Source organism: Curtobacterium sp. ISL-83, assembly GCF_018613895.1.
Lineage (GTDB): Bacteria > Actinomycetota > Actinomycetes > Actinomycetales > Microbacteriaceae > Curtobacterium.
The window spans coordinates 39333-65099 of sequence record NZ_JAGGPH010000002.1 but is presented as its reverse complement, the minus strand read 5'-3'; the positions used below and the strand labels follow the sequence as shown (position 1 = coordinate 65099).

Sequence of the window (25767 nt, the reverse complement as noted above, 5' to 3'; positions counted from 1 at the left end):
GTGCCTGTGGGTACCCCGACCCGGAGGAACGCCAATGCGCAGAGCATCGTGGTTCCGCAACCCGTCCACTGCTCTCATCGTCGTCCACCTGCTGATCAGGCTGACCGCGGTGCTCACGATCCCACGCAACCGCCGACCCACCGCCGCCATGGCCTGGTTGCTCGCGGTGTTCGCCGCACCGATTCCCGGGAGCATCCTGTTCGGCCTGTTCGGCACGACGAAGCTGCCACTCCAACGTCGGCAGCGACAGCGACAGATGACGTCGCTCATCGCGGACGCCGCGACGCGGCGAACGGGGTCGCGAGACGCCGTGGGTCCTCCCTGGTTCTCGTCGCTCACCCGGCTCAACGAACGGCTGGGTGGCATGCCACTGGTCCGCGGGAGCCGAGCCTCGATCCTGCCGTTGTACGACGATGCATTGGCCTCGATGACCGCCGCCGTGGATCGATCCACGACGTTCGTGAACGTCCAGTTCTACATCTGCAGTCTCGACGCGGCGACCACGCCGTTCTTCGACGCTCTGCTGCGTGCACAGCAACGCGGAGTCGACGTCCGGGTGCTCTACGACCACTTCGCGACCACGCGGAGCCCCCGGTACCGGGTCACCAGGCGCTGGCTCCGGGAGCACGCCATCCCGTTCCACGAGATGCTCGCACCCGACCTGGAACCCGGGAAGCGCGCCCGTCCGGACCTGCGGAATCACCGGAAGATCCTCATCGTGGACGGGACTGTGGCGTTCATGGGATCGCAGAACCTCGTCGACGCGACCTACAACACGAAGCGGAACCTGCGTCTCGGCCTGCGATGGAGAGACCTGCTGCTCCGCCTCGAGGGGCCGGTGGTGACCGAGCTCCTGGCGGTGTTCGTGACCGACTGGTTCAGCGAAACGGACGAGATCCTGTCGTTCCCGAACGCACCCGCGCTCGCGGTGCCTGCAACGACAGCAGCGACGGCTGCAATCTCGATCGACTGTCAGGTGGTGCCATCGGGCCCCGGATTCGACGGCGAGAACAACCTGCGGCTGTTCAACGCGCTGGTGTACGCGGCCGAGGAGCGCCTCGTGATCACCAGTCCGTACTTCGTGCCCGACGACTCCATGCTCTACGCGATCACGACAGCGGCCCAGCGGGGCGTCGAGGTGGTGTTGTTCGCCAGCGAAGTCGCCGATCAGGTGATGGTCTTCCACGCGCAACGGTCGTACTACGAGACGCTCCTGCGCGCTGGCGTCCGGATCTTCCTCTACCGCAAGCCGATCGTCCTGCACGCGAAGCACTTCACGATCGACGAAGACACCGCGGTCGTTGGCTCGAGCAACATGGACATGCGGTCGTTCAGCCTCAACCTCGAGGCATCCCTGCTGATCCGGAGCCGCACCTTCGTCGCCGCCCTCGGTACGGTCGAACAGCACTATCGGGACAACGCGCGGGAACTCACACTCGACGAATGGCTGCGTCGTCCTGTTGCGTCCAGGACCTTCGACAACCTCTTCCGCCTCACCGCAGCCCTCCAGTAGGCCGCGTCGTGCCCTGGACTCGGACCGCGATCGTGCTGATGACGCTCGCCGGCTTCTCCTTGACCGCCGGTAACGCGGTCGGGGCGTACCGCAACGTCAGGCGCACACTCTCCTCCGTCAGCACTCGTATCGCCGCTTCCCGCCGCTACGACGACGAGGAACGCGCCCGTCAGGAGCAAACAGCGGGACGTCATGATGGTCCCGGCGCCGTCGCCGGCTTCCCCACGGAGTTCACGGAACTCACCGCTCACGCTGCGCTCGATGTCGTGTCGCGTGCGCTCCGGTCCAGCCGCAACAATCTGCTCTGGGCTGGAAGTGGTCTGGTCCTCTCCACCGCAGCAGCAGTGTGGTCTGTCCTCTCGTAGCGGGAACACCGAAGCATCGACCCTGCCCGGTAGCGCATCGGCGATCGGGACGGGTCTGTTCGTGGACGCGGTCGTGGCGTCGTGCTTCACGACCTCCTCATCGCGCGGACCGCGTCAACGGCGTTCGTACGTCCCGTCGAGGCGTGCCCGAGCCAGAACGTGTCCGGTCATCTCGTCCAGGGCCTGGCGCAGGGTGTACCGGTCGGGGAGTTCCATTGGAGCGTCGAGTGCGAAGAGCTGGAACACGTAGGAATGTGGTCCGTGCGACCGCGGCGGGAGCGGCCCGCTGTAGCCGCGGCGGCCGAGTGTGCCGTTCCCGTTGCGGAGGCCCGGCACTGGGCTGGGCTCTGAGAGTGCGCCTTCCGGGATTGAAGTGAGTGTTGGACGGACACCGACGACCAGGGCGTGCGTAGCGGGCCGCTTCATCGGAACGTCAGGGTCTTGCACGACCAGGACGAGCTCGACGGTGCCACTCGGAGGCGGCGTCCACGACAGCGGTGGAGACACGTTCGGGCCGAAGATGCGACCACGGTGGCGGTCTGGGATGGCGCATTGGGCTCTTGCGCACGCAGCTCGTTGTACTCCGTCCTCCGGACGATCGCTCGGCGCGAAGGCGGGCCGCGTCATGGTTCCGCGGCTGTCGCGTCTTCCCTCCTGCGACCGATGTTGAGCCGCTGCACCGGTGACAGGGTGGAAGTCGTGGATGAACGGCGTGGGCTGTACGAAGACGACCAACGTGGGTCCCTGTGGCGAGCGCCGTCAGCGGTCGTAGGCCTGATCACCGTCGCCATCTGGTTGGTGCTGTACTGCCTGTCCCAGGCGCACTACGAGCCTCTCGAGACCGCTTACCAGGCGCATCTCGACACGCTCGACAACCCGCCGATCCTCCAGGACCCACCAGCCCCAGTTGCCCGCGCTGAGTTCTTCGTCGGAGCAGTGCTCGTGCTCGCCGTACCGGTGGCCGCTGTCGCGCTCGTCACCGGACTCAGCTCCGCGCGGAACAGCCAAGGCGTGACCTGGGTGCGCGTCCTCGGCTGGACGACGTTCGGCATCGGCGCCGTTGGAGCGTTCCCCGCGCTCGTCGCGAGCGTGTTCGGCGCGGTCGCAGCCTTCTTCAACGCGCTGACACTGCTCGGCTGACGGACCGCGCATTGCCCACCTGCACCGGTCCTGCAAGAGGATCCCCTACCGAAGGGGGTCTCCTCCCTGCGACGCCGCGGAACTCCTCCCGACGGGGCGACCGACGAGTCCCACCGCCACGCCGCAGACGTAAGAGCACCCGAACTCCCGCGAGGCGGCAAACTAGCGCAGTGCCTCCGCTCGGCCCTGCATCAATCCCGCATCGTCGACATACCCGATCGGCTCGTCACTCTGGGAAGCTCTCCCGCCGCCCCCTCGTGCTGACCATCGCGGCGATGGCGATCTACACCGCGCTCTGCGCGGTCAGCGTCCTGCTCAGCCTCTGGGCCGTGCAGGAGCATGCCGCGCTCGACGAGCCAGTGCACTGGGGCACCTACCGGGAGACCAAGTGGGAGTGCTCAGTCGGTCGATACAGGACATGCGCATCCACGGGAACGTGGACCAGCGACGACAACGTCAGGGTGGCTCGCAACGTTGCATTCGACGGGTTCGATGACGACGACGGAGCACATCACCACGGCGTGCGTGCCGGGTACCGAGCCATCGACGCCGACGGGCACGGTCTCCCCGACAGGGTCTACGACGCGGACGACATCGACCATGTCTGGGATGGTTCCGCCGTCGTAGCGTTCTTCGCGTTCGCACTCGCAGTGGTGCTCGCCGGACGGTGGGGCGATCTGCAACGGACGACGGCCCGTCTGCAGCGGGCGCTCCGCTCGCACAAGCCCGCGTAGTCCAGCAGCCGTGGGTCGACTCGAGCAGCACGACGCACGCCGAGTCCGACCCGACCCCTGCCGCAACGACGAATCCGGGGCGCCCCGCACGATCGCGTGGACGCCCCGGACCAGGAGCCAGCAGGATCTCCCGCAGCCCTACCGCTTCAGGTTCGTCAGCTCCTGCAGCACCTCGTCGCTCGTGGTGATGATGCGGGCGTTCGCCTGGAACCCACGCTGCGCGACGATCAGGTTCGTGAACTCCTGCGACAGGTCCACGTTCGACATCTCGAGGGTGCCGGAGGCGAGCTGCCCGACACCGGGGTCGCCCGGGGCGCCGACGTTCGCGGTGCCCGAGTTCCCCGTCGCCCGGTACCCGGAGGCACCGGCCTTCTCGAGCCCGCCCGGGTTGGCGAAGGTGGCCAGCGCGATCCGACCGAGGGCGAGGGAGGCCCCGTTCGAGAAGCTGCCGACGACGGTTCCGTCCTTCGAGATCGCGTAGCCCTGCAGCGACCCTGCGCCGTTGCCGTTCTGCGAGGCGATCGACGCGGTGTTGAGCGACGCGAACCCGGTGAGCTGCGTCATGTCGACGGTGATGCCGCCGGCCGTGACGGTGCCACCCGCGGTGAGCTTGCCGTCCGTGCCGAACGTCAGGGTGGAGGTCGCCGACCCGCCCTGACCGTCGGTCGCGGTGACGTCCCATCCAGCGGCGGTGCGCTGGTACGCGATCGACATGGTGTGCTTTGCACCGGAGGCGTCGTACACGGAGGCGTCACGGGTGAGCGTCGTGCCCACCGCGGTCTCGGACGGCAGGTTGCCGGTGACGCCCGCGGTGGTGGTGCGGACGGCGGGGGCGGCAGCGCCGAGGGGCAGCTTGATGTCGCCGAGCTGGCCGTTCTGGTTGACGACGCCGTTCGTCGCCGGGTAGCCCTGGACGATCTTGCCGTCGGACGACACGAGCCGGCCGTCGGCGTCGAAGTCGAAGGCGCCGGCGCGCGTGTAGACGGTGTCGTTGCCGAGGCGGGTGACGAAGAACCCGTCACCGGAGATCATCAGGTCGGTGGCCTTGCCGGTCGCCTGGGCGGACCCCTGGGCGAAGTTCGTGGAGACACCGGCGACCTGCACGCCGAGGCCGATCTGGGCGGGGTTCGTCCCGCCGATGCCGGTCTGCGGTCCCCCGGCGCCCTGGGTCATCTGCGACAGGGTGTCCTGGAAGACGGTGGTCGATGCCTTGAAGCCGACGGTGTTGACGTTGGCGATGTTGTTGCCGGTGACGTCGAGCATCTCCTGGTGGGAGCGGAGGCCGGAGATCCCGGAGTAGAGCGAGCGGAGCATGATGCGTCCTTTCGTGGGAAGGAGTCAGGAAGAAGGTGGGAGGGGTGTCGTTCAGGTGGTCTTGATGCCGGAGATCACGTCGAGGTTGACCTCCTTGCCGTTCACCGTCACGGTCGGGACGCTCTGCGCGTAGGAGACCGCGGTCGCGGTCCCCTTGATGTCGGTCCCCGTGGCGGCATCGGTGTAGCTGACCTGCTTGCCGACGAGGTTCGCCGCTGCGATGCGCATCTGCAGCGAGAAGTTCTCGTTCCCCGTGGTCGTCTGGTTGGTGAGCTGCTCCATCATCGCGAGCTGCGTCTGCTGGCTGATCATCTGGTTGGTGTCCATCGGCGAGGACGGGTCCTGGTTCTGCAGCTGCGTGACGAGCAGCTTCATGAACACCTGCGAGTCCATCGTCTGCGACTTCTGCGTCGCGGGGTTGGCGGCGAGGGCTGCAGCCTGCGCGCTCTGGTCCACGGTGCCGGTGATGCCGTCGATCGGCATGGTGTTCCCTTCGGTTTCGCCTGGGCGAGGTGGTCTCGCTCAGGCGAGGACGTCGAGTCCGGCGCTGCGGACGGTGGGTGTGCGGGGGGTGCCGGGCGTGCGCGGGGTGAGCCGCGCCTCCAGGCCGGTGGACGGGCGACCCGGTTCCCCGGGTGCTCGCTGCTCGCGTCCCGGGGCGTGTTCCGGGTGGTTCTGCGAGGACAGGTCGAGGGTCGTGCTGAGGCCGGTGCCGGCGGCGTCGCGGCGGAGGTCCGGCAGGACCTGCCGGACGGCCTCGCGGCACGCGTCGGACGTCGCGAACAGTTCGACGTGCATGCCGCGCGCGGTGACGTGGGCCCGCACGGTGACGGGGCCGAGCGCGTCCGGGGTCACCTGGACGACGACGACGTGCTCCCCCGGCCCGGCCTGGGCCAGGGTGAACACCGGGCGCGACAGCTGCTGCGCGAGCGGTGCGGGCGCGTTCGCGGTCGCGGCACCCGACGCCGTGACCGGCGCGGTCGTGGTGGTCGTGGGGACCGGGAACGGCGTCTCGCCGCCGCGTGCTCCGGCGACGGCCTGGAGGCGCGGATCGCCTTGGCCCGACGCGCCGGTGTCGGTCCCGTGGCCGGTCTGGGCACTGCTCCCCCGGTCGCCGCTGACGCCGGTCGGGATGCCGGTCGCTGATCCGACGGCCGATGTCGGCGCGGGCGTCTGCTGCAGCGCTGCGGTCGTGGTCCGGTCGGCGGCGAGCGAGCCGGTCGGCGACCCGGCCGTGGATGCGGCGGCCGCGGTCACGACGACGGGGGCGGCGCTGGCCGGAGCCACCGATGCCTGGTTCGTCACGACCGCGTCGGCCGCGGGCGTGCCCGTTGTGGTGACGGACGACGGTGCGGGCGGGGATGTCGTTCCGAGGGCGGTCGGCCGCCCGGCGCCGGACGACGGTGGGACGGGTCCGCCGGCAGTCGCCGCGGGGGTCGGACCTGCGGGTGTCGACGTGGTGACCAGAGCGGTGGTGGCCGACGCGGCGGTGGTCGGCGCGGCGGTGGCACGGTCACCCGTGCCCTGCGGAGCGGTCGTCGCGGACGCCCCGGCCGCGGCGGACGACGGGAGGACGTTGGTGGGCGCGGACGTGACGGCTACGCTCCCGGTGGCCGCGGGCACGGGGGTCGATGCCCCTCCTCCGGCGGCCGACAGCGTGGTCGTCGAGACGGCCGGGGAACGGTGCAGCGCCTGCGGCGTGACGGCCGCCGGAACCGCGGTCGCGAGGGCGAGGGCCGCCGCCGGGGTATCCGCGGCCGCGGTGCCGGTCGTTGCTGTGCCGATGGCTGCGCTGACGCCGCCCAGTGCGTCGGGGCTCGAGCCCGTGCCGCTCGAGCCCGTGCCGGGGGTCGAGCCGGCGTCCGCAGAGGCTGCGCCGGTCGCGGTTGCGGCCGTGGACGCTGTGTCGGCCGAGACTGCGTCGGTCGGAGCTCCGTCGGTCGCCGTGCTCGCGGACGATCCCGCACCCGACGTCGTGGCGGCGCGTGCAGCTGCTGCCGCGGTCGACCCGGTCGTCGGGTCGGTGTCGGCGCCGGCTGACCGCTGGTCGTCACGGTCCCGCGGACCGCGCTCGACGTGCGAGCGTGCGGCCCGGTGGTCAGCGGGCCGTGCCGGGCGGCGGTCGTCGAGCTCCGCGGTACGGGGACCCGCCTGCTGCGCGCGACCGGCATCGACCGCGTCGGGGGAACCGGAACCGGCTGCGGCCAACGCCGACCCGAACGAGTCGGCCGACCCGGACGCGGACCGCCCGACGGAAGCGGTGTCACGGCCGACCGGCTGCGGAGGGGTGCTGATCATCAGGCTCATGCGGCGCTCCCCGACTGCATCAGGGACATGAGCGCGGCGGTCTGCAGGTCGGTGCCCGCGCCAGAGGCCGCCGGGACGGCCGCCTTCTGCGCGGGTACGATGCGACGGATGGTCTGGATGTCCGAGTCCTTCAGCCAGTTGTCCACGATCCGGACGTCCTTGCCGGGGTGCGGTGCGTGCAGGACCTTGCCGTCGCCGACGTAGATCACGATGTGCCCCTCGCCCTTCGGGATGATCAGGTCACCGGGTTGTGCCTGCGCGAGGGACGGCACGGCGACCCCCATGTCCGCCTGGTCCGGGACGACCCGCGGCATCTTCACGCCGAGGTCCTTGAACACGGTCTGCACGAGTCCCGAGCAGTCCATGCCCGAGGTCGTCGTGCCGCCGAAGACGTACGGGACGCCGAGGTACTTCTTCGCGTCGGCGACGACGTCGGCGCCGGTGGCTCCGCTGCCGGTCGCGATCGTGCCCGCACCCGCGTCCACCGAGGTCGCCGTGGACACCCCGGCGCTGCCGGCGGGCGTCGGAGCGGCGGCCGTGGGCGTGCCGGTCGTGCTGCCGGTGGCGGTCCCCGTCGCGGTGGCGAGGGCGTCCGCGAACGCGGTGGAGGACGCGGCCGTGCCGGCGGTCGGGCTCGCGGCCGAGGCGCCGGGCATCCCGCTCTGCAGGGCCTGGATCTGGGTCTGGATCTCGGAGATCCGGGAGAGCACGGCATCGATGCTCATCGGACACCACCTTCCGCGCGGCGACGTGCCGCGATCTCGTCGAGGGCGTTCTGTTCGGTGCGGAGGTCCGCCGCGGTCTGCAGGGTGACGTGCTTCGCTTCGAGCTTCTCGAGCCCGAGGGCAGCACGGCGCGCGGTGGTGTACTCCGCCTGCGCTGCCGCCGCCTCGGCGCGACGGCTCAGCACGACCGCGTCGAGCTCCTCGAGCATCCCGCGGGTCGCGGCCCGTGCTGCGGCGACGGCGCTGAGGGTCGCTGCGTCCTGGATCGGCTGCGCGTCCTCCGCCTCGGCGAGGGTGCGGCGGGCGGTGACGCGGGCGTCGGCGGCGACACGAACCCGGTCGTTCGCGGACGCCAGGGTCACGGCGGCACGGTCCTGTTCGAGCGTGCGCAGCCGGAGGAGTCCGGCGAGCGGGAAGCGACGGGCCATCAGGACGCACCTCCCGCGCTGCCGACGCCGAAGCTGCCGACGAGCGAGGCCAGCGCGTCCCACGACACGGACGCCGGAGCTTGCTCGTCCATGCCCTGCTGCAGGAACGCGGCGATCGCGCCCTGGTGGTCGACGGCGGCGTCCACGAGAGGGTTCGCGCCCCGCTGGTAGGCACCGACGTCGAGCAGGTCCTGGGCCGACTTCCGCGCGGCCATCACCGTGCGGAGCGTGGTCGCTGCCGCACGCTGGGCGGGCGTGGTCACCTTCGAGGCGACACGGGACACCGACCCGAGGGCGTCCACCGACGGGAAGTGCCCGGTGATCGCGAGGGCACGGTCGAGGACCACGTGGCCGTCGAGGATGCTCCGCGCGGCGTCCGCGACCGGCTCGTTGTGGTCGTCCCCGTCGACGAGGACCGTGTAGATCCCGGTGATGCTGCCGACGCGGTCGGTGCCGGCACGCTCCAGGAGCCCGGCGAGCACCGAGAACGTCGACGGCGGGTAGCCCCGGGTCGCGGGCGGCTCGCCGACCGACAGTCCGATCTCGCGCTGGGCGGTGGCGACGCGGGTGAGCGAGTCCATCATGAGGACCACGTCCTGCCCGGCGTCGCGGAACGACTCGGCGATGCGGGTCGCGACGAACGCGGCACGCAGGCGCATCAGGGCGGGTTCGTCGGAGGTCGAGACGACGACGATCGAGCGGGCGAGACCCTCCGGTCCGAGGTCGTCCTCCAGGAACTCGCGCACCTCGCGGCCGCGTTCGCCGACCAGGGCGATCACGTTCACGCTGGCGTCGCTCCCCCGCGCGATCATCGACAGCAGCGAGGACTTGCCCACGCCGGAGCCGGCGAACAGGCCCATGCGCTGCCCGCGGCCGACGGTGGTCAGGGTGTCGAGCACGCGGACGCCGAGCTGCAGCGGGCGGTCGATGCGGGCACGCCCCATCGCGTCGGGGGTCTCGTGGTCGAGCGGGACCCAGGCGTCGGTGGCGAGCGGACCGCGCCCGTCGATCGGTCGGCCGAGTCCGTCCACGACGCGTCCGAGCAGTCCGGCACCGGTCGGCACCAGGACGGGGCGTCCGGTCGGGCGGGCCGGAGTGCCCGCCGTGATGCCGGTGAGCCGGCCGAGCGGCATGCAGCGGACCCCGTGGACGTCGGTCGCGACGACCTCGACCGCGGTGGCGTCCTCGCCGTCTCGGCCGACCAGCACGACCTCGCCCACGTGGGCGTCGAGACCCGCGATGGTGAGGCCGAGTCCGACGGCGCTCGTCACGACGCCCACACGCTGGGGCGCGGACTGCGCGATCGCGTCGTCGAGTCCGCGCGGGCGGAGGAGCGTCGCCGTCACCGGGTGACCCCCAGCGCCGTACGTGCTCGGTCGAGCGCCGTGCTGATCCGTGCGTCGAGCAGTCCGTCCGGCAGGTCGACGACGGCGTCGCCGTCGGTGAGCGAGGGATCCGCGACGACCGGGACCGGCAGGTCCAGGCCGGCGACCCGGGCCGCGTCGCCGACGCTCAGGCGCACGGCGATCGCGACCGAGCGGTCGATCGAGGCGAGCGCCCGCTCCACCGTGGCCTCCACGCCGGGGGCGACCCCGCCCTCCAGGCCGTCGACCGGACGGGAGGCACGGATCGCGTACCCGACGACGGCTTCCGCCAGCTCGACGGCAGCGGCCGTCACGGACGCTTCGGCGTCCGCCAGGACGGGCGTGGTGCGCGAGAGGAGCGCGTTCGTGGCGGCGTCGAGGACCGCGATGCGACGCGCGGTGTCAGCGTGCATCGACGCGAGGCGCGCGGTGTGCTCGGCCTCGAGCCGGGACCGGAGCGCCTCGGTCTCGGCCTGCGCGGCACGCAAGCCGGCGGTGTAGCCGGCGGCGTGCCCACGGATCTCGGCGCGGACGTCCGCACGGACGGTCGTGTCGTCGGCCCGCGGGGCCGGGCTGATCGTCGGGTAGTCGACGCGCTGGACGGCGGTGTCAGTCAACGAGCTCGTCCTCCTCGGCGCGGTGCACCGTGATGATGCCCTGCGCCTCGAGTTCCCGGACGGAGCGGACGACCTCGGCACGGGCCTCTTCGACCTGCGACACCCGGACCGGTCCCATCGCGCGCAGCTCGTCGTCGAGGAGCTCGCGGTTGCGCTCCGAGACGTTCGCGCGGATCGTCTCGATGACGGCGTCGGCAGCACCCTTCATGGCGGTCGCCAGGAGCTTCGAGTCGACACCGCGCAGGACCTGCTGGATGTCGCGTGCCTCGAGCTTGACGATGTCCTCGAACGTCAGCATGCGGGAGCGGATGTCCTCGGCGAGCTCCGGGTCGCGGGCCTCGAGCCCCTCGAGCACGGCCTTCTCGGTGGCGACGTCGGAGCGGTTGATGATGTCGACGAGGGGCTGGATGCCGCCGACGACCTCGATGGTCTCGCGCGGCGAGACGACGGCGCCGGCGCGCTGCCGGAGCACACCCGCGACGATGCCGACGGCTTCGGGGGTCGCGGAGCCCATCGTGGCGAAGGACTGCGCCACGTCGGTGCGGACGCGCTCGTCGACGCCGGCGAGCACGGCGCTGGCCTGCCCGGGCTTCAGGTGCGCGAGCACGAGGGCGATCGTCTGCGGCAGTTCGCCGTCGAGCAGGGTGATGACCTGGCCCGGTTCGGCGTCGTCGAGGAAGTCGAACGACTGTCCGGCCAGGTTCGACGCGAGACGGTCCATCACGCCGGCCGCACGCTCGGCGCCGAACGACGCCTCGAGCAGTCCGAGTGCCGTCTCCTTGCCACCGCGCTTCTGCAGGCGACCGTGCACGGTCATCCGGTGGAACTCGCTCATCGTCCGGTCCACGACCGTGTCGTCGACGCGACGCATCCGGACGATCTCGGCGGAGATCTCCTCGGCCTCGATCTCGGTGAACTGCTTCATGACCGTCGCGGCGCGCTCGGTCTCCATCTGCATGAGGATGAGCGCGACCTTCTGGGCCCCTGACAGCGCGCGGTCGCCCGCGGGGGCCGGCGTCAGCGCGCTCACACCGGTGCCCGGTCGTCGAGCAGCCCGCGGAGCAGGTCGGCGGTGCGCTTCGGGTCACGTTCCGCCAGGGCGGAGATCTCCTGGCGGCGACGTTCGGCGGTGATCTCGTCCGTCGAGAGGACCTCGGTGGGCGGCTCCTCGTCCGGCAGGGTCGGCAGCGCGACCGTGGGCAGGTCGCCCGCACCGACCGCGGCGAGGTCGGCGGCCGGGTCGACGGCCAGGGGCAGCTGGAACGTGTCGCCGGCGAAGGCGTCGAGCTCGCCGAGGTCGACAGCTTCGCGCTCCTGGCGACGACCGCGGCGGAGCAGGAAGAACACGATCACGAGGAGTGCCAGCAGGCTCGCGAGGGCGATGCCCGCGGTGCGGATGCCCGACCACAGTGCCTGCTGCTGGTCGGCACGCTGCTGGGCGGCGAGGGCCTTCGCAGCGCGGTCGGCGGCCGTGGTGTCGAAGTTCATCACCGCGACGGCGACCTTGTCACCGCGGCGGGTGTCGAGGTTCGCGGCGTTCGCGACGAGGTCGTTGATGCTCTGCAGGTTCACGTTCTTGACCGTCGAGGCCTTGCCGTTGAGGGCCACGGAGACGGACTGGTTCGACAGTGCGCCCGCCGGGATCTGCGTCGTCTCGGTGGTGTGGTCGACGGCGTTGTTCTTCGTCGCGGACGTGTTCTTGTAGCCGCCCGCACCGGGGGTCCCCGTGCCGTTCGGGACGGCGATGTTGTCCGGTCCGAGGACGCCGGTCGCGCCGGCACCGGCGGTGGAGCCGGCACCGTACTGCTCGGCCGTGGCCGACTCGTTGAGGGCCACCGGGCCGGTGGTCGGGGTCGTGTAGCTCTCCGACGTCTTCGTGCCGGAGTTCTGGTTCATGGTGGCGGACACGACGACCGTCGCGTTCCCCGGGCCGAGCGTGGTGTCGAGCAGGTCCTGGATCTTCTTGCTCGTGGTCTGGTCGTACGCGGCGGCCTGGTCGGAACCGATGCCGGTCGTCCCGGTCCCGACGGCCGACAGGGTCTGGCCCTTCTGGTCGACGACCGAGACGTCCGTCGGCTGCATGCCCTCGACGGCGGCGCTCGTGAGGTGCACGATCGCCTGGACCTGGTCGGGGGTGAGCTGTGTGCCGTTCTTCGTCGCGATGAACACCGATGCGGTGGGGTCCTTCTGCTCGGCGACGAACACGGTCTTCGCCGGGATCGCGAGCTGCACCGAGGCGGTCTGCACCCCGTCCATCGCCGAGATCGTTTTCGCGAGCTCGCCCTCGATGGCGCGCTTGTACGTGACGTCCTGCTGGAACTCGGAGCTCGTCACGCCCATCTTGTCGAGGAGCGAGTAGCCCCCCTCGTTCGACGACGGCAGCCCGTTCGAGGCCGCCTTGAGTCGTTCGGAGTACACCTGCGACTGCGGGACGAGGATCGTCGCGCCGCCGTCGGTGAGCTGGAACGGCACCCCGTCGGTCTGCAGCTGGTCGGTCACCGAGCTGGCGTCCGAGGCGGCGAGGCCCGTGAACAGCGGTGCGTACGACGCCTTGCCGAGCCAGCTCGTGAGCGCGATGCCCCCGAGCACGAGGGCGGCGACCCCGAGGATCGCGAGGGTCCGCTGGGCGGCGGAGAAGCCCTGGAAGTAGGCGCCCAGGCGGGCGAAGAGGTTCTTGACGGCGACGGGCATCAGGCCTGCATCCTCATGATCTCGTTGAAGGCGTCGACGCCCTTGTTGCGGACGGCGGCGACGAGCTCGAGCGTGACCTGTGCGCGGGTGGCGGCGATCGTGGCGTCGTGGATGTCGTTCAGGTTGCCGGTGACGGCCTTGAGTGCGAGGGTCTTCGAGTCGCTCTGGAGCGCCTGCAGCCCGTCGACCGCGTTGCCGAGCGAGGCGGCGAAGCCGCTGCCGTCGGTGCTCGGGGTCGCGGACGTGCCGGCGGTCGCGCCGAGGTCGCTCGACATCCCGGCGACGGACGACAGGCCGTTCGTCATCGCGTTGGTGGTCACACCGTTGACGGCGTCGATGGGCATCAGTTCTTCCCGATCTGCAGTGCCGCTTCGTAGGCGGTCTTGGCACGGTCCACCACGGCGGCGTTCGCCTGGTAGCCGCGCTGGGCCATGATGAGGTCCGCCATCTGCGTTCCGAGGTCGATGTCCGGCATGCGGACGTAGCCCTCCTTGTTCGCGAGCGGGCTCTCGGGGTCGTAGGTCACGCGGCCGGCGGCGCTGCCGAACGCGGCGCCCTTGACGTAGGCGCCGGAGACGCCGTTGCCCTCCTGGACCTCGACGTAGCGGGCCTGGAACGCGGACTCGTTCATCGACCGGACGGTGTTGACGTTCGCGATGTTGTCGGAGATCGCGTCGAGCCACTTCCGGTGCACGGTGAGGCCGGTGCTCGCGATGCCGATCGCGTCGAAGGTCGTCACGAGTTCGTCCGCATCGCCGCACGGACGCTCGTGAGCTCCGAGTTCATCGCCTGCGTCGCGAACTGGTACCGCAGCACGGTGTCGACGTTCGAGAGCGTCTCCTCGTCGAGGTCGACGTTGTTGCCGTTCGTGTTCGTCGGCTCGAGGCTGCGCGCGATCGTCGGCGCGGCGGATCCGTTGCCCTGCACGATCGACTGCGCGAGGGCGTCCTCGAACTGCACCTTCTCGGCGTGGTAGTTCGGCGTGTTGATGTTCGCCACGTTGTTCGCGATGGCGCGCTGGCGCATCGACAGCCCGTCGAGTGCGCTCTGCAGCGCGGCCGACGTCACGGATTCGAGCACGGTGGACCGTCCCCTCGGTGTGCGGCGCGCACTGCTGCGCGTCGCCGAATGGCGGTGGCCGATCCATGGCCGAACGAGTGAGCGATCCCTGCTCGAGGGGCGCTATCGACGCGGGGTTCCGCGGGTGTAAGTGCTCGCCCCGAACGGGGGGCCGTGCTGGACGCCGTCGTCCGCCCACCGCGGTGTCGCACCATGTCCGCGCATCCTCCGACGAACCAGGCGTCGAACGACTCGTGCATCGTTGCTGCATGCGCACGCATCCGGTGCGCGCGCATCGAGCGACGAACCACGCGTCGAACGACTCGTGCATCGTTGCTGCATGCGCACGCATCCCGTGTGTGCGCATCGAGCGACGCCGGCGCGGGCCGAGGCGTCAGGCGCTGCCGTCAGGCGGAGGCGTCGAGGTACACGGAGCGCTGCGGCTCCCGCGTGGCGTCCACTGCACGCAACGCCCCGAGGTGCTCGAGGGTCGCGCGGCGGTCCGCCTCCAGGACGGCGAGACGGTCCCGTTGCGCGGCCAGCAGCCGGGAGGCACGCCCCATCAACTCGCGCGGGATCGGTCCCAGCCCGGCCGGCTCCGACCATCCGGCGACCGTCTCGCCGACCGCGTCCTGTTCCAGGGAGGCGAGCACGGCTTCCCAGGCGGAGCGGAGCTCGGCGTCAGCCGGCCCCGGACGCTCGGCGTCAGCCGACGCCGCGCGCTCGTCGTCAGGCGACACCGAGCGCTCCCCCGCTCGCGCTGTGCGCGGCGGTGGCTGGGAGCAACGCGGCCGCCTCGTGCCACGACTGCCGCAGGGGTTCGAGGATCCGGATGCAGTCCCGGGTGGCCTGGACGTCCCGGTGCACGTTGGCCGTGATGAGCGACGACGACGCGTACGTGTACACGGCCATCAGCCCCTCGCCGCCGTCCCAGACGTCGATCCGCAGCGTGGAGGACAGCTCACCGACGATGGCCTGCGCGTGCAGGAGCTGCTCGCGCGCGGCCTCCCAGTCGGCGGCGACCTGCGCGGCCTCGGCGCGGTGCAGGTCGAGCAGCAGCCGGTCGTACAGCATCGTGACGAGCTGGGCCGGTGTCGCGGAGAGGACGGCCTCGTTCGTGTACTGGGCCCGGCGCTGGTCCGTCACGGTGCGCGGCTGAGCGGCCTGGCGGAACGCCGCTGCCTGGAAGTCGAACGTCATGGCGTCTCCTCAGCTACTTCGCCGCGAGCTGGCTCGAGAGCCAGCTCGACTGGGACTGGAGCTTGCTGAGGCTGGTCTCGAGCGAGGCGTACTGCGTCTGCAGGGCGGCTCGGCGGGCGGTGAGCCGGTCGGTCCAGCTGTCGATCTGGGTGTTGAGGTCCTTCGCGACGGACTGCTGCCCGTTGATCGAGGACGTGATCGAGCCGTTGTACTTGTCGGACGCCGCGGTCGCGGCGGCCCCGACGTTCGCCGCGGCACCGGAGAGGATCGCCTGGGTCCCCTGGGGGTCCGTCGCGAGGGCCTGCTGGAACACGTCGGCGTCGAAGGCGAAGTCGCCGTCCTTCGTGATCGAGATGCCGATCGACGAGGGCGATTTGCCGTTGACCGGAGCCGACATCGTGCTCGTCAGCCGCTGGACGGCGTCGCGCGTCGTGCCGTCCCCGAGGAGCACCCCGGCGGTGGTCGACGTGGTGCCGGTCGTCGGGCTCGTGGTGCTCGTCACCGAGGTGTTCGAGCCGTAGTAGGAGGTGACGGCGTTCATGGCGTCGACGAGGCCCGACGCGACCGACTGCGCCTTCGTCGTGTCCTGCGCGATCGTCACCGTCACCGGTGTGGTCGTCGGCTGCGTCACGCTGACGTTCACACCGGGCAGCAGGTCGGTGAACGTGTTGGTGGCGCTCGTGACGGTCTGCGCTGCGGCGGTGCCAGCCCAGAGGGTGACGCTGGCGTCCGAGGCGGCGGTGACGACGGCGGCCCCGGTCGCGGTGAGCACGTTGGTGGCGGTCCCGGCGGTGACGTCGGCGGCCGACCCGCGGTACACCGAGAACGCACCTGCGGCGCCGGTCTTCGTCGCGGTGAGCTGCAGGCGGTAGAGCTTCGCGCCGTTCGTGTCGGTGCCGGCGGCGACCTTCGTCGCGGTGACGCCGGCGCCGGCCTTGTTGATCGCCGACACGGTGTCGTCGAGGGACCCGGAGGCCGGCGTGACGCTCGTCACGGTGCCGTCGGCGGCGACGATGGTCACCGGCTGGGCGCTCGCGGCCCAGGTGGACATGGCCGCGGTGACACCGACCTGCGCGGACGCGGTGGACCCGACGGTCAAGCTGACGGAGCCCGCGGCGGCGCCGGTGCCCGCCGTGGCGGTGACGCCGGGGGCCGAGCTGGTCGCCGCGAAGAGGTCGAGCGACGACGCCTTCGAGGCGGCGGTGGCCTTGGTGGCGAGTGCCTGCACGAGCCCGTTGATCGTCTGCAGTGACGAGATGAACGAGTTCGTGTCGCTGAGCTTGTTCTTGAGGAGCGTCTGCGGGACGGCCTCGACCGACATGAGCGAGTTGATGAGGTCGGTGGTCTTCAGCCCGCTGACGAGACCGTCGATCGCGAGGCTGTTCGCCGATGACACGGACGACGTGGACATCGAGGGCTCCCTGCCGTCGGTGGTGGAGGTCGTGGAGGGGCGACGCCGCCGGCCGGGACCCTCGATCGGTCCCGGACGGCGGCGTCAGTTCGGCTAGCGCAGGAGCGAGAGCACGCCCTGGGTGCTCTGGTTCGCCTGCGCGAGCATCGACGTACCGGCCTGGCTGAGGATGTTGTCGCGCGTGTACTTGACCATCTCCTCCGCCATGTCGACGTCGGTGATGCGCGAGCCGGCAGCGGTGAGGTTCTCCTTGGCCACGTTCGTCACGTTGATGGCGTGGTCGAAGCGGTTCTGGACGGCACCGATGGCCGATCGAGCGGTCGACACGTTCTTGATCTGCGTGTCGATCGCGGTGATCGCGGCCTGCGCGTTGGTGGCGTTGTCGAACGTGAGCGAGCTCACGGCCGTCGCGACCGTGGCGACGTTCGCACCCGACAGGTCGACGTTGATCTGGCTGGACGCACCGGCATTCGCGCCGACCTGGAACACCAGCTTGCCGTCGCCCGCTGCGCCGGCGGTGCCGTCGAGCAGGTTGATGCCGTTGAAGTTGGTCGACTGCGAGATGCGGGTGAGCTCCTTGGAGAGCTCGCCGACCTCGGTGGAGATCGCGGTGCGGGAATCAGCGTTGTTCGAGTCGTTGCCTGCCTGGACGGCGAGGTCGCGCATGCGCTGGAGGATCGAGTGGGTCTCGGTGAGCCCACCTTCAGCCGTCTGCACGACGGAGATGCCGTCCTGGGCGTTGCGGGCGGCGACCGTGAGGCCACCGACCTGGGACTTCAGCCCCTCGGAGATCGACAGACCGGCCGCGTCGTCGGCAGCACGGTTGATGCGGAGGCCGCTCGAGAGCTTCTCGAGGGACTTCGACAGGTCGTTCTGCGTGGAGTTGAGGTTCCGGTACGTGTTGAGTGCCGAGAGGTTGGTGTTGATGGACATACCCATGGTGGTTTCCTCCGTGAATGTGGGTCGTACGTCTGCCCGTCCGTGGGCTGACATGGGTGACTCTCGACCGGTTGGCGGGAGCCGTTAGGAGATCGGCGGAACTTCTTCGACGAAGATCCGCCGACGGGTCAACTGGCGACGACCACCTGGGTGGTGGCCGCGTCGTGCACGGCGCGCGCGACGCCGGCGGCGGCGTTCGACGCGACCCGTGCGAGGTAGGCGCTGCGCCGGGCGGTCGTCGTGCGGCTCGCGGGTTCGGCGGCAGCCCCACCGTCGCCGTAGTGGGCGGCGAGGCCGTCGCGCAGCAACCGCATCGCTTCCGAGCGCTGCTGGGAGACGGCCGAGTGGGTGATGCCGAGCTCGGCGGCGACCTCGGTCACCGAGCGGTCACCGAAGTACACGGCGTCGACGATGAACCGCATGCGGTCGGGCAGCGCGTCGACGGCGGCGCGCAGGTAGCGGCGCTTCTCCGCCTCGAGCAGCTCGTCCCCGGGCAGGGCGACGTCGGCGATGACGGTGTCGTGCACGGCGTCGTCGATGGTCGTCACGGTGCGTCCGGCGTCGCTCATCGCGTCCGCGGCAGTCTGGCGGTCGACGCCCATCGCCTCGGCGATCTCGTCGACACCGACGGAGCGGCCGAGCCGCGCGGACAGTGCTTCCTGCGTCGCGAGCGTCTCGCGGATGCGCTTCCGGGTGCCGCGGGAGGCCCAGTCGGCCGAACGCATGTCGTCCGCGATCGCGCCGGTGATCCGGGTGCGGGCGTAGGCGCCGAACGGGACGCCGAGGTCCGGGTTGAAGGAGTCGGCCGCCGCGACGAGTGCGAGCGACCCGACGGCTGCCAGGTCGTCACGGTCGAGGTGGGTGGCGCGGGCTCGGACGTCGGACACGATGTAGCCCACGAGCGGCAGGTGCTCGACGATCATCGCGTTGCGTGCGGTGCGGTCCATGCTGATCCCCTGGTCGACGTGCTGCTGTGTGACCCGTCCGTGGGCGCGACGAACGCCGGCCTCGGTTGGCCGGTTCGATCGCCGAAGAACCGCCCGGGTCCTTCCGAGCGGTGCATCCGGGCCGTTGCGACCCGGTGCGGGGTCTCCCCCGCGCTGCAGTTCGAATGTAACGGCTGGCAATCACCTGAGGGGAGGTACATCGTCCCCAGTGCGGGGGTACGGGGCCCGTTTCGTGGTCCGCATTTGGGGGGACACCGGTGTCAGAACGACCGTTCTCACCCCCCGTTCTGGAGGCACGGATCGCGTCGGTCCCGTCGCGCACCCCCGCCACGGCACCCGTCGGGCTTACGCACCCCGGGTCGCGACCGATAGTCACCGCTGTCCACACGATTGCGGACACGTCCCCACCACACCGACCCGGGAGGAGCTGATGAGCGTGAACGACCTGTCCGCCGTGCTCTGGCGCGAACGCGAACTGCTCGAGCTGCTCACCTTCAAGCTCGAGGAGGAGCAGCTGCTCCTCGCTGCCGGCCGATCCCGTTGGGTGTCCCACGCGAGCCGTGAGGTCGAGCAGGTGCTCGAGCGCCTCCGCAGCACCGGGTTGGAGCGTGCCGCGTCGAGCGCCGAGGTCGCCGAGGAGTGGGGCGTCCCCGCCGACGCCCCCCTGCGCGACGTCGTGGCCGCCGCGCCGAACGGCCCGTGGGGCGAGATCCTCGCGGCACACCTCACCGCGATGGTGCAGCTGACGACGCAGATCGGTGCCCTCCGCGACGCGAACGACCGTTTCCTCCGGACCTCCGCACAGGCCACCGAGGAGACGCTCGCGGGTGCCCTCGCCGGACCCGCCACCTACGACGCCACCGGCACGAGCGGGTCGGCCACCGACGCCGCCCGGCTCTTCGAGGGGAACCTCTAGCACATGGTCAGCACCTTCGGCTCGCTCGCGACCGCGTACTCCGGGCTCACCGCCGCCCGCGCCGGCATCGACGTCACCGGGCAGAACATCGCGAACGCCGGCACCACGGGGTACACCCGGCAGCGGCTCACGCAGACCTCGGTGTCCCGCGCGCAGACCGGCTTCGTGCTGGGCACCGCGGCGCTCGCCGGTCAGGGCGTCTCCGTCGACGGCATCGCCCGGCTCGGGTCGCTGACGCTCGACGCCGGCGTCCGTGCCGCAACCGGGTCGTCCTCGTACGCCGACGCCCGCGCCACGGCGCTGTCGGCGCTCGAGACCGGGCTGCAGGAGCCCGGTGCCAACGGCCTCGCGACGAAGCTCGACGACTTCTGGTCGTCCTGGGGCGAACTCGCCACCCATCCCGAGGACGCCGGGGCCGCGACCGCGGTGATCGCTGCCGCGAGCACCGTCACGAGCACGCTCGCCAGCGGCTCGCGGTCCCTCGACACGCGGTGGTCCACGGTGCACGCCACGGCCGAGGCGCAGGTCGGGCAGCTGAACGAGGCCGCCGGGCAGGTCGCCGACCTCAACGGGCAGATCCGGGCCGCGCTCGCGGCCGGGGGCGCGCCGAACGAACTCGTCGACCAGCGGGACCAGCTCACCGAGCAGATCGCGACCCTCGCCGGCGGCACGACCCGCGCGAACACGGACGGGACCGTCGACGTGCTCATCGGCGGGAACGCCATCGTGCAGGGCAGCGGTGCCCGTTCCCTCGCCCTCGGCGGCGCCGATCGGATGGCCGACGGCACTGCCGTCACCCTCACCTGGACCTCCGGCAACGCGGGCGCGGTCACGCTCTCGGGCGGGTCGATCGGCGGCAACCTCTCCCTGCTCGCGCCCGCCGACCCGAACGGGACCGGCGGTGCGATCGCGCAGGCCTCCGCCGCGTACGACGCCGTCGCGACCAAACTCGCGACCGCGGTGAACGCCGTGCACACCACCGGCACGACCGCGTCGGGTGCGACCGGTCAACCCTTCTTCGCGGTGACCGCCGGTGTCCCCGCCGCACAGGGGATCCGCGTGGTCCCGACCGACGCCTCGGGCATCGCGACCCGGAACGCCGCCGGCCAGCTCGACGACTCGTTCGCCGACGCGCTCTCGCAGCTCGGCGCCGCGCCGGGCAGCCCGGACAGTGGATGGGCGACGTTCGTGGCGGGGGTGGGCACCGCCTCCAGGACGGCCACCTCGGAATCGACGCTGACCGGCCTCGCCCTCACCAACGCGCGCACGCAGCAGCAGTCGGGCGCCGGCGTGGACCTCGACGAGGAGAACGTGAACCTGTTGAACTACCAGCACGCCTACCAGGGCGCCGCGCGCGTCCTGACCGCCGTCGACGAGATGCTCGACACCCTGATCAACCACGTCGGCCTCGTCGGGAGGAGCTGAACATGATCACCCGCGTGACGACCCAGATGTCGATGGCCGCCGCCGCAGCGCGGCTGCAGGCCGGTGCCGCGAAGCTCGCGCAGCTGACCGACCAGGCCACCTCGCTGAAGAACATCCAGAAGCCGTCGGACGACCCGGTCGGCACCGCCTCGGCGATGCAGGTCCGGAAGGACCAGGCCGCGACCGCGCAGTACACCCGGAACGCGGACGACGCCGCCGGGTGGCTCGCGACGACCGACAGCGCCCTGTCCGGGGTGTACTCGGTGCTCGGCAGCGTGCGGGACCTCACCGTCCAGGCGGCGAACACCGGCATGATGAGCGACGCCGACCGCCAGACGTTCATCACCCAGTTCCAGTCGCTCAAGGCGGACCTGACCTCGCGGGCGAACGCGACCTACGGCACCCGCTCGGTGTTCGCGGGCTCCTCGACGACGCCGACCGCGTTCGACCCGACGACCGGCTGGGCGTCCGCCGGCACCGCCGTCACCCGCCGCATCGGCGACAGCGACACCGTGCGCGTCGACACCTCCGGGACCGCCGTGTTCGGCTCCGGGTCGACCTCCGTGTTCTCGATGATCGACTCAATCGTGACCGACCTGCAGAACGGAACGAACGTGAACGCCCGCATCGCCGACGTGGACAGCGCGATCACCACCGTCCGCGGCGCCCAGGCCGACGTCGGCGTCCGGCACGCCTCCGCACTCGCCGCGCAGGACTCCCTGAAGACCGTGGCGACCTCGCTCGAGGCCCGGCGGTCCGGGATCGAGGACAAGGACCTCGCGAAGGCCGTCCTCGACGTCCAGGTCCAGCAGACCAACTACCAGGCAGCCCTCGCCATCACCGCGAAGGTCCTGCAGCCGACCCTGATGGACTACCTCCGATGAGCATCGACCTGACCTTCACCGTCCCGCCGTTCGGCCTCGCCTCGGCGCCCGTGTTCACGCTGACGCCCGTCGACGGCGCCTCCGGCCTCTTCACCCTGGTGGGCGCGGACGCGCGGCTGTACCTGCTCGACGCCGCGGAGCACCTGCCCGACTACGCGCCGGAGCTCTCCGACGAGCAAGCGGCGCTGCTCGACCTGGCGTCCGCCGCCGAGGCGATGCTGCTCGTCGTGGCGAACCCCGGCGAGGCCGGCACGACCGTGAACCTGCTCGCGCCGATCGTCGTGAACGCCCGGACCTCGGTGGGCGCGCAGCTCATCCTGGAGGACCAGGACTTCCCCCTGCGCGCGGAGCTCGCGCGGCGCTAGCGCGGCGCGGCGCGGCGCGGCGGCGGCGGCGGCCGCGCACGCCGACTTCGACGTTCCACCAGTCGATCGCCGCGCACATCGTCGAAACATGCACACGCACTCGTTGCGCGAGCATGTTCCGACCGTCCACGTGTCGATCGACGAGCGTTCGGTCGAAGCATGATCCCGAATGGACGCCGGCGATTCCTCCACAGGCGACGTCAGCAGCGACGCTGTCCACTGATGTGTGAGGTCGCTCCGGCTGCACGACCGTTCCCACGACACTCGAGGCATGAGCGCCGCGAACGACATCGAACTGATCCGGACCGCCAACCTGCCCGGGGCGGAACGACGGTCGATCGAGCGGGCTGCCCGGCGCGGTGATCTCGAACGGATCCGACCCGGGGTACTCGTTCGTCGGGGCGCACTGGACGGCTTGCACCCGAACGATCGGCACGTCGTGCTGGTCCGGGCAGCACTCGCCCGCGTCCGACCGTCCGACGTGCTCTCGCACGAGTCCGCATGCGCTGTCCTCGGCTACCCGTTCACGGGTTGGTGGCCGCCCAAGGTCCACGTCGCGGATCCCACCACGACGCACACACGCGTCACTGCCTGCTTCGTCCGGCACGGCGTCGGTCACCGTCGCCCTGCACCGGGGTCGGTGTTCCGCGGCGTGGCCGTCACGACACCTGCGCGCACCGTCATCGACGTCGCTTCCGCTCGACCGCTCCTGGCCGCGCTCCCCGTTGTCGACCACGTCCTCCGGCACGGCCTGACCGATCCTGATCAGCTCCGACGTGAACTCGCGGAACTACACCAGGGGCATGCGAAGGCGCGGATCGCGATCGAGATGGGGTCTGCGGCGTCGGACTCGCCGGCTGAGTCCGTGTGCCGCGTTCGGTTCCGACAGCTCGGGACACCGGCGCCCCTGCAGCAACACGCGTTCCACCGGCCCGGCGAGCGGACAGCAGTCGTGGACTTCTGGTTCCCCGAGCAAGGGGTCGTGGTGGAGGTCGACGGGCGCGGCAAGTACGAGGACCCGGCGATGCTCGGCAACCGCACGACCGCCGATGCCCACTGGCACGAGAAACAGCGAGAGGACTTCGTGCGCTCCTTCCCCGAAGTACGGTTCGTCATCCGCCTGACCTGGGCGGACCTGATGGACCCGGACGCGGTGCGGGCGAAGCTCGTCCGCGCCGGGGTGCCCTGCCGATGAGCGCGCTGGCGGGACGCTCCGAGCGAGAGTCCCATGTCCGGAGCGTACGGTCTCCGGCATGCCCCGACAGCAGAAGGACCACGCGATCGTGCCGATGCCGCCCGCGCCGGTCCGCCCGGACACGACGGACGACCTCGACCGGAGCCGCCAGCTCGACGCGCAGTCCACCGGGTGGGCGAAGTGGCTGGACCGTGTCATCGGCGTGCAGCGACCGGCGGTCATCGCCCACGTCAACGGCGTCCGTCGGCGTCATCCGGAAGCGACCCCTGCCGAGATCATCCAGATCCTGGAGCGGCAGTACCTCGCCGCCGTCACCACGGGCGGGGCCGCGGTGGGGGCCAGCGCGGTGATCCCCGGCGTCGGCATGGTGGCGGCGCTCGGCCTGAGCGGAGCAGAGACGGTCGGGTTCCTCGAGACGACGGCGCTCTTCGCGCAGTCCATCACCGAGGTGCACGGCATCGCCCTCGACGACCCCGAGCGCGCGCGAACCCTCGTGATGGCGATGATCCTCGGCACGCCCGGCACCCAGCTGGTCAAGCAGCTCGCCGGGCAGGCCGCCGGTGGTCAGGTCCGCACCGCGTTCTGGGGGGAGATGGTGACGTCGTCGCTGCCGAAGCAGGTCGTGGGTGGGATCGGGGGCCAGATCCGCGACCAGTTCGTGAAGCGGTTCGCGGTTCGCCAGGGGTCCTCGATGATCGGCCGCGCACTGCCCTTCGGCATCGGTGCGGCGGTCGGCGGGCTCGGGAACCACGCGCTCGGGCGGAAGGTCATCCAGGCGTCGCGAACCGGGTTCGGCCTGCCGCCGGCGTCGTTCCCGTTCGTGCTCGATCCCAAGCCCGGCAAGGTCCCGAAGTCCGTGCGTGCCCCGAAGGCCGAGTCGTCATCGGACGGCGTCCGGAAGGATCGCCGGGCCCTCCCCTGGACCCGGAAGCGGGAAGAGGACCCGGAAGCCTGAAGCCTGAAGCCTGAAGCCTGAAGCGCTGCGTGAAGGCCGCAGGCGGAGGGTCTCCAGGCGCAGCGCGAAGACCGCAGGCGCAGGGTCCAGGCGCTGCTCGCAATCGCAGCGCAATCGCAGCGCAATCGCAGCGCAGTGCGCGAGCACAGCACCCAGGCGCGTGGCGCGCACATGCCCAGGACTCGTCGCTCAGCACTTAGCGCTCAGCACTTAGCGCTCGGCGCTCAACCGCAGCCCGCAGCGCCCGCCCCGCGCCTCAGCGACGAACGGGCGTGGTGACGACCTGCCCCGCGTGCGCGAAGCCTCCGCCGAACCCGAACAGCAGCGCCGGCACCCCCTCGGGCAGCTCGCCCCGCTCCCACGCCTTCGACAGCCCTAGCGGCACACTCGCCGCTGACGTGTTCCCGGACTCGACGACGTCCCGCACGACGTACTTGGACCCGCCGTCGAGCGCCGCCACGAGCGGCTCGATGATCCGCAGGTTCGCCTGGTGGAACGCGAACACCTCGATGTCGTCCATCGTGAGCCCGGCGGCTTCGACGACGGCCCGGGCGTGCCCCTCCGCCTCGGTGATGGCCCAGCGGTAGATCGACCGACCCTCCTGCGAGAACCGCTCCGGGTCCCCGGACACACGGACCGCCTGCTCGAGGTGCGGCACGCTCCCCCACGACACCGGGCCGATCTCCGCGGTGTCGGACACGCCGATCACCGCTGCCCCGGCCCCGTCACCGACGAGCACGCAGGTCGACCGGTCGGTCCAGTCCGCGATGCTCGACAGGGTTTCCGATCCGATCACGAGCGCGATGTCGGCGGCACCCGTGCGGACCGACTGGTCCGCGAGTGCCAACGCGTACTCGAACCCGCTGCATGCCGTGTTGATGTCGATCGGCGCAGGCCCGTTGGACATGCCGAGCGCCGCGGCGACGCGCCCCGCGGTGTACGGAGCCCGGTCCCGGTGCGTGGTCGAGGCGACGATGACGAGGCCGACCTCGGACGGCGCGACACCGGCATCGGCGAGGGCCTTCCTCCCGGCCTCGATCGCCATGGAGGTCACGGAGTCGTCCGGCCCCGCGATGTGTCGGGTCTTGATGCCGGTGCGGGTGGTGATCCACTCGTCGTTCGTGTCGACCATCGTCGAGAGCTCGTCGTTGGTGAGGATGCGTTCGGGCTGGTGGTGGCCGAACCCGAGGATCCGGCTGCCACGGAGTGCTGGCGTGTTCACGGTCGGCACGCTACTCCCCCGCGGCAACCCCGCATGCCGTGACGCGCATGC

General features: G+C 71.1%; 29 protein-coding genes. 10 read left to right on the top strand and 19 right to left on the bottom strand.

Features of this window, described 5'->3' with window-relative positions:
• Positions 1-34: 34 nt before the first annotated feature.
• Entirely contained in the window at positions 35-1513 is a 1479-nt protein-coding gene (locus J7E22_RS00575) for a phospholipase D-like domain-containing protein (RefSeq protein ID WP_214977895.1), read from the top strand.
• 8 nt (positions 1514-1521) lie between these two features.
• A complete protein-coding gene (locus tag J7E22_RS00570; protein ID WP_214977893.1) occupies positions 1522-1878 on the top strand; it encodes a hypothetical protein in 357 nt (118 codons plus the stop codon).
• Between the two features lie 114 nt (positions 1879-1992).
• On the opposite strand, the gene J7E22_RS00565 is transcribed toward J7E22_RS00570, so the two are convergent.
• Entirely contained in the window at positions 1993-2505 is a 513-nt protein-coding gene (locus J7E22_RS00565) for a YbhB/YbcL family Raf kinase inhibitor-like protein (protein WP_251008533.1), read from the bottom strand.
• Positions 2506-2577: 72 nt separating this feature from the next.
• Between J7E22_RS00565 and J7E22_RS00560 the strand changes: the two genes are divergently transcribed.
• Positions 2578-3018, top strand: a complete 441-nt coding sequence (locus J7E22_RS00560) for a hypothetical protein (RefSeq protein WP_214977889.1) — start codon at positions 2578-2580, stop codon at positions 3016-3018.
• A gap of 275 nt (positions 3019-3293) precedes the next feature.
• A complete protein-coding gene (locus J7E22_RS00555; protein WP_214977887.1) occupies positions 3294-3752 on the top strand; it encodes a hypothetical protein in 459 nt (152 codons plus the stop codon).
• Between the two features lie 138 nt (positions 3753-3890).
• Here the strand turns inward: J7E22_RS00555 and J7E22_RS00550 are convergent, their stop codons facing one another.
• From J7E22_RS00550 to J7E22_RS00470, 17 genes are all read right to left on the bottom strand, one after another.
• The gene (locus J7E22_RS00550; RefSeq protein ID WP_214977885.1) at positions 3891-5066 is read right to left on the bottom strand and encodes a flagellar hook protein FlgE; all 1176 of its coding nucleotides are present in this window, start codon (positions 5064-5066) and stop codon (positions 3891-3893) included.
• A 51-nt stretch (positions 5067-5117) separates the two neighbouring features.
• Positions 5118-5549, bottom strand: coding sequence for a flagellar hook assembly protein FlgD (locus tag J7E22_RS00545; RefSeq protein ID WP_214977882.1), 432 nt, complete (start codon positions 5547-5549; stop codon positions 5118-5120).
• 39 nt (positions 5550-5588) lie between these two features.
• Positions 5589-7373 (bottom strand): flagellar hook-length control protein FliK, encoded by a 1785-nt coding sequence (locus tag J7E22_RS00540; RefSeq protein ID WP_214977880.1) that lies wholly within the window; start codon positions 7371-7373, stop codon positions 5589-5591.
• The gene (locus tag J7E22_RS17810; RefSeq protein ID WP_214977878.1) at positions 7370-8098 is read right to left on the bottom strand and encodes a C40 family peptidase; all 729 of its coding nucleotides are present in this window, start codon (positions 8096-8098) and stop codon (positions 7370-7372) included. Before J7E22_RS17810 ends, J7E22_RS00540 begins: the two co-directional genes overlap by 4 nt.
• Positions 8095-8526 (bottom strand): flagellar export protein FliJ, encoded by a 432-nt coding sequence (locus tag J7E22_RS00530; RefSeq protein ID WP_214977876.1) that lies wholly within the window; start codon positions 8524-8526, stop codon positions 8095-8097. Before J7E22_RS00530 ends, J7E22_RS17810 begins: the two co-directional genes overlap by 4 nt.
• A complete protein-coding gene (locus J7E22_RS00525) occupies positions 8526-9872 on the bottom strand; it encodes a FliI/YscN family ATPase (protein ID WP_214977874.1) in 1347 nt (448 codons plus the stop codon). Before J7E22_RS00525 ends, J7E22_RS00530 begins: the two co-directional genes overlap by 1 nt.
• Positions 9869-10507 carry a hypothetical protein gene (locus J7E22_RS00520; protein WP_214977872.1) on the bottom strand — a complete coding sequence of 213 codons (639 nt, stop codon included), beginning with the start codon at positions 10505-10507 and terminating at the stop codon, positions 9869-9871. Before J7E22_RS00520 ends, J7E22_RS00525 begins: the two co-directional genes overlap by 4 nt.
• Positions 10500-11537 (bottom strand): flagellar motor switch protein FliG, encoded by a 1038-nt coding sequence (fliG, locus tag J7E22_RS00515; RefSeq protein ID WP_214977870.1) that lies wholly within the window; start codon positions 11535-11537, stop codon positions 10500-10502. Before fliG ends, J7E22_RS00520 begins: the two co-directional genes overlap by 8 nt.
• Complete coding sequence (gene fliF, locus J7E22_RS00510; protein ID WP_214977868.1) at positions 11534-13198, bottom strand: flagellar basal-body MS-ring/collar protein FliF; 1665 nt, start codon at positions 13196-13198, stop codon at positions 11534-11536. Before fliF ends, fliG begins: the two co-directional genes overlap by 4 nt.
• Positions 13198-13542, bottom strand: a complete 345-nt coding sequence (gene fliE / locus J7E22_RS00505; protein ID WP_214977866.1) for a flagellar hook-basal body complex protein FliE — start codon at positions 13540-13542, stop codon at positions 13198-13200. The genes fliF and fliE overlap by 1 nt, the downstream gene beginning before the upstream one ends.
• Positions 13542-13937: a flagellar basal body rod C-terminal domain-containing protein gene (locus J7E22_RS00500; protein WP_214977864.1), complete on the bottom strand. Its 396-nt coding sequence runs from the start codon at positions 13935-13937 to the stop codon at positions 13542-13544. The genes fliE and J7E22_RS00500 overlap by 1 nt, the downstream gene beginning before the upstream one ends.
• Positions 13934-14278, bottom strand: coding sequence for a flagellar basal body rod protein FlgB (locus J7E22_RS00495; RefSeq protein ID WP_214977862.1), 345 nt, complete (start codon positions 14276-14278; stop codon positions 13934-13936). The genes J7E22_RS00500 and J7E22_RS00495 overlap by 4 nt, the downstream gene beginning before the upstream one ends.
• Before the next feature lie 386 nt (positions 14279-14664).
• Entirely contained in the window at positions 14665-14997 is a 333-nt protein-coding gene (locus tag J7E22_RS00490; RefSeq protein ID WP_214977860.1) for a hypothetical protein, read from the bottom strand.
• Positions 14987-15457 carry a flagellar export chaperone FliS gene (gene fliS / locus J7E22_RS00485; protein WP_214977858.1) on the bottom strand — a complete coding sequence of 157 codons (471 nt, stop codon included), beginning with the start codon at positions 15455-15457 and terminating at the stop codon, positions 14987-14989. Before fliS ends, J7E22_RS00490 begins: the two co-directional genes overlap by 11 nt.
• A 13-nt stretch (positions 15458-15470) precedes the next feature.
• On the bottom strand, positions 15471-16868 hold the full coding sequence (fliD, locus tag J7E22_RS00480) for a flagellar filament capping protein FliD (RefSeq protein WP_214977856.1): 1398 nt from the start codon (positions 16866-16868) through the stop codon (positions 15471-15473).
• A 93-nt stretch (positions 16869-16961) separates the two neighbouring features.
• Entirely contained in the window at positions 16962-17807 is an 846-nt protein-coding gene (locus tag J7E22_RS00475; protein WP_214977854.1) for a flagellin, read from the bottom strand.
• Between the two features lie 128 nt (positions 17808-17935).
• Positions 17936-18754 (bottom strand): sigma-70 family RNA polymerase sigma factor, encoded by an 819-nt coding sequence (locus tag J7E22_RS00470; protein ID WP_214977852.1) that lies wholly within the window; start codon positions 18752-18754, stop codon positions 17936-17938.
• Positions 18755-19184: 430 nt separating this feature from the next.
• On the opposite strand from J7E22_RS00470, the gene J7E22_RS00465 reads away from it, so the two are divergent.
• The 6 genes from J7E22_RS00465 to J7E22_RS00440 all read left to right on the top strand — a co-directional run bounded on the left by J7E22_RS00465 (position 19185) and on the right by J7E22_RS00440 (position 24494).
• Entirely contained in the window at positions 19185-19670 is a 486-nt protein-coding gene (locus J7E22_RS00465; protein ID WP_214977849.1) for a flagellar protein FlgN, read from the top strand.
• A 3-nt stretch (positions 19671-19673) separates the two neighbouring features.
• Positions 19674-21095, top strand: coding sequence for a flagellar hook-associated protein FlgK (gene flgK / locus J7E22_RS00460; protein ID WP_214977847.1), 1422 nt, complete (start codon positions 19674-19676; stop codon positions 21093-21095).
• Positions 21096-21097: 2 nt separating this feature from the next.
• Entirely contained in the window at positions 21098-21979 is an 882-nt protein-coding gene (gene flgL, locus J7E22_RS00455; RefSeq protein ID WP_214977845.1) for a flagellar hook-associated protein FlgL, read from the top strand.
• Positions 21976-22344, top strand: coding sequence for a flagellar assembly protein FliW (fliW, locus tag J7E22_RS00450; protein WP_214977843.1), 369 nt, complete (start codon positions 21976-21978; stop codon positions 22342-22344). Before flgL ends, fliW begins: the two co-directional genes overlap by 4 nt.
• A 271-nt stretch (positions 22345-22615) precedes the next feature.
• A complete protein-coding gene (locus J7E22_RS00445) occupies positions 22616-23539 on the top strand; it encodes a hypothetical protein (RefSeq protein WP_214977841.1) in 924 nt (307 codons plus the stop codon).
• Between the two features lie 58 nt (positions 23540-23597).
• Positions 23598-24494 carry a hypothetical protein gene (locus tag J7E22_RS00440; RefSeq protein WP_214977840.1) on the top strand — a complete coding sequence of 299 codons (897 nt, stop codon included), beginning with the start codon at positions 23598-23600 and terminating at the stop codon, positions 24492-24494.
• Between the two features lie 256 nt (positions 24495-24750).
• Here J7E22_RS00440 and J7E22_RS00435 read toward each other — a convergent pair whose 3' ends face one another.
• Positions 24751-25716, bottom strand: a complete 966-nt coding sequence (locus J7E22_RS00435; protein WP_214977839.1) for a beta-ketoacyl-ACP synthase III — start codon at positions 25714-25716, stop codon at positions 24751-24753.
• Positions 25717-25767 lie beyond the last annotated feature (51 nt).